This is a genomic window from Parasynechococcus sp. (genome assembly GCF_042954245.1).
Lineage (GTDB): Bacteria > Cyanobacteriota > Cyanobacteriia > PCC-6307 > Cyanobiaceae > Parasynechococcus.
On sequence record NZ_JBGKDP010000007.1, the window covers coordinates 1 to 3,202 of the forward strand.

Below are 3,202 nucleotides of genomic sequence, written 5' to 3' on the forward strand. Positions count from 1 at the left end.
TGCGGTCGGCACGGAATTCCAGTTTGCCGGCCTTAAATTCTTTGATCGTGGCCTCGAGGTCCGTCGTGACCGTGCCTACCTTGGGGTTGGGCATCAAGCCACGTGGGCCGAGGACCCGACCCAACTTGGCCACCTTGGGCATCATGTCGGGGGTGGCGATCAACAGGTCGAAATCCATTTCGCCCTTGCTGATGCTTTCCACCAGGTCTTCTTCACCGGCGAGTTCGGCACCGGCGGCTTTAGCTTCAGCCACCTTCTCACCGCGGGTCGCGACAGCGATTCGCATGGTCTGACCGGTGCCGTTGGGCAGAGCCACGGTGGTGCGCAGCTGTTGGTCGGTGTACTTCGGATCGATGCCGAGGCGCACATGGGCCTCCATCGTCTCGTCGAATTTCGCGTTGGCGTTGTCCTTGACCAGGGCAATCGCCTCGAGGGGTGTGTAGACACGGTCCTCGATCTTGCCGGCCAGGCTGGCCAGGCGCTTGGAGATTTTGGGCATGTTCAGAGTTGGGGTTCAGACGACATCAGTGATGCCTCCCCCGAATGGGTTGGAGAAGCGATGCAGCGACGTCAATCGCTGATGGAAACGCCCATGTTGCGAGCGGTGCCTTCGATGATCCGGATGGCGGACTCAACGCTGGTGCAGTTGAGGTCGGGGAGCTTTGTCTTGGCGATCTCCTCGAGCTGAGCCCGACTGATCGATCCAACACTGCCCTTGGCGGACTCACCGGATCCCTTTTGGATCTTTGCGGCCTTGGTGATGAGCACCGACGCCGGAGGCGTCTTGGTGATGAAGGTGAAGCTGCGGTCTTCGAAGACCGAGATCTCCACCGGAATCACATAACCGGCTTTGTCCTGCGTCCGAGCGTTGTACTCCTTGCAGAACATCATGATGTTCACACCATGCTGACCGAGGGCAGGGCCCACCGGCGGCGCGGGGTTGGCTTTGCCGGCATCTAAGGCCAGCTTGATCACAGCTACGACTTTCTTGGCCATCGGCTGGGGGGTTTGGACAGCTGCGGATCACCAGACCCTCGGGTCGGGTGCGGCGGAATGGTTGCCCACTCCCAAGGCCGCCCTCCGCAGGGAGACGGCCGCCGCCAGGTCAGTTCTGTTTGCTGATCTGAGAGAACTCCAGCTCCACCGGGGTCTCTCGACCAAAGATGGAGAGCAGGGCCTTGAGCTTGTTGCGCTCGCCGGACACCTCGATCACCTCACCCTGGAAGTCCTTGAACGGACCAGCGGTCACCAAGATCTGATCGCCTTCGGTGAGATCCACCTTGACGACCGTCTTCTTCTCGGCAGCGCGCTTGAAGATTCGATCGACCTCAGAGCGACTGAGGGGACGAGGCTTGATATGACCACGGGCCTTACCGGTGGCACGCCGGTCTTCAGCACCGACGAAATTGATCACATTCGGGGTGCTTCGCACCGCCATCATCGTGTCCTCATCCAGCACCATTCGGACCAACACATAACCGGGGAACACCTTCTCCTCGGTGGACTGACGGGTGCCGTCCTTCTTCAGCTTGACTGCAGGCGTCTGGGGAATCTCGATTTCAAGAATTCGGTTGCTCACCCCGAGGGTGACAGCCCGCTGCTCCAGGGTGGCCTTGACCTTCTTCTCACAGCTGGAAGCCACCTGAACGGCGTACCAGCGGGCGATGGCCGTGCTAGCGATAGCCGCCGCAGGCAAGGTGCTGTCTTCCCCTTCATTCGGGGCCGGCAGATCAAGCACCTCAGGGGCGTCCGGTGTGGTCAGGTCTTCGGGCACGGCGAGAAAGGTGATATCGAGTCAGCGGAACATCTGGGACGAAGCCCACCCAAAGAAACGACTTACAGCCGCGATGGTGGCAGCCGAAAGGCTGACCATCAGGATCACAGCGATGGATTCGCTGAACAGTTGCTGGCGGCTGGGCCAGACCACGAGTTTCAGCTCATCAACCGTGTCCGCCAAAAAACCACCGGATTTGGTGGAATCGGCAGCGGCTTTGGAGCCGTCAGAAGTGGTGGTGTCCTCAGAGATGGGGCTGGTCACGGGGATGGGACCGGAAGTTGACAACGGTGCCGGTAGGCACTTCGCCAGATAGCCACCTTATCGGATGCCCTCAACCCCCCACCGGATCGAACACCAGGGCATCCGTGCCGGCCTCCCCCAGCCGCACCGTCACGCCACTGGCTCCTGCAAAGCGCTCCTCAAGCAGCAGCGTGGAGAGCGGATTTTCCAGCTGGCGCCTCAACACCCGACGCAGGGGCCGCGCCCCGTACTCCGGTTCATGGCCCTGACGGGCCATGGCCTCAGCGACAGCGTCATCCACGAACAGGGCCAGGCCCTGTTCGGCCAACAGGGCAGCGAGATCCTTCAGTTGCAACTGAACAATCCGCACCAAATCGGAGACCTCCAACGGACAGAAACGAATCACCTCATCAATGCGGTTGAGGAATTCAGGCCGGAACTGGTTGGAGAGCGCTGCATCCACCTGCTGTTGCAGGGCTGAGTCATCTGTGGATCCTGAGCGGGCATGTTCAAGGATCGCGGGACTGGCCAGATTGCTGGTCATCACGACCACAGTGTGGCGGAAATCAACAGTGCGACTCTGGGAATCGGTGAGCCGGCCGTCATCCAGCACCTGCAGCAGCAGGTTGAACACATCGGGATGGGCCTTCTCCACTTCATCAAGAAGCAGCACCGCATAGGGCCGGCGGCGCACGGCCTCAGTGAGTTGCCCCCCTTCCTCGTAGCCGACATAACCCGGAGGAGCACCGATGAGCCGAGCCACGGCGTTCCGCTCCATGAACTCGCTCATGTCGAGGCGAACTAGAGCCTCCTCTTCATCAAACAGCGACCCTGCCAGCGCCTTCGCCAGCTCGGTCTTACCGACGCCGGTCGGCCCCAGGAACAAGAAGGAACCCACCGGTCGACGGGGATCCTTCATGCCGGCCCTGGCCCGGCGGATGGCAGCAGCAACGGCCGTCACCGCTTCGCCCTGACCAATCACCCGTTCCGCGAGATGGGCGTCGAGGTCCAGGAGTTTACGCCGCTCGCCGGCCAACAGCCGCTGCACGGGGATCCCGGTCCAACGGGCCACCAGATCAGCGATGTCACCGGCCTCTACCTGCTTGCGCAACAGGGCCATTCCGGCGGTCTGTGCCTCCACCTGGCCCGCCTCCAGTACGACCAGCTGCACCCGGTGCAGCTGGT

General features: G+C 61.7%; 5 protein-coding genes. All 5 read right to left on the bottom strand.

The genetic code is table 11. The features are described 5' to 3' along the window. Positions 1-499: 50S ribosomal protein L1 (rplA, locus tag ACGVJ8_RS00320; protein WP_392344963.1), on the bottom strand; the 499-nt coding region annotated here is incomplete at its 3' end. 71 nt (positions 500-570) lie between these two features. After that, the gene (rplK, locus tag ACGVJ8_RS00325) at positions 571-996 is read right to left on the bottom strand and encodes a 50S ribosomal protein L11 (protein WP_392344964.1); all 426 of its coding nucleotides are present in this window, start codon (positions 994-996) and stop codon (positions 571-573) included. A gap of 109 nt (positions 997-1,105) precedes the next feature. Next, positions 1,106-1,774: a transcription termination/antitermination protein NusG gene (nusG, locus tag ACGVJ8_RS00330; protein ID WP_392344965.1), complete on the bottom strand. Its 669-nt coding sequence runs from the start codon at positions 1,772-1,774 to the stop codon at positions 1,106-1,108. Positions 1,775-1,795: 21 nt separating this feature from the next. Beyond that, the gene (gene secE, locus ACGVJ8_RS00335; RefSeq protein ID WP_392344966.1) at positions 1,796-2,038 is read right to left on the bottom strand and encodes a preprotein translocase subunit SecE; all 243 of its coding nucleotides are present in this window, start codon (positions 2,036-2,038) and stop codon (positions 1,796-1,798) included. Between the two features lie 70 nt (positions 2,039-2,108). Further along, on the bottom strand, positions 2,109-3,202 hold a 1,094-nt coding region (locus ACGVJ8_RS00340; protein ID WP_392344967.1), incomplete at its 5' end, for an AAA family ATPase.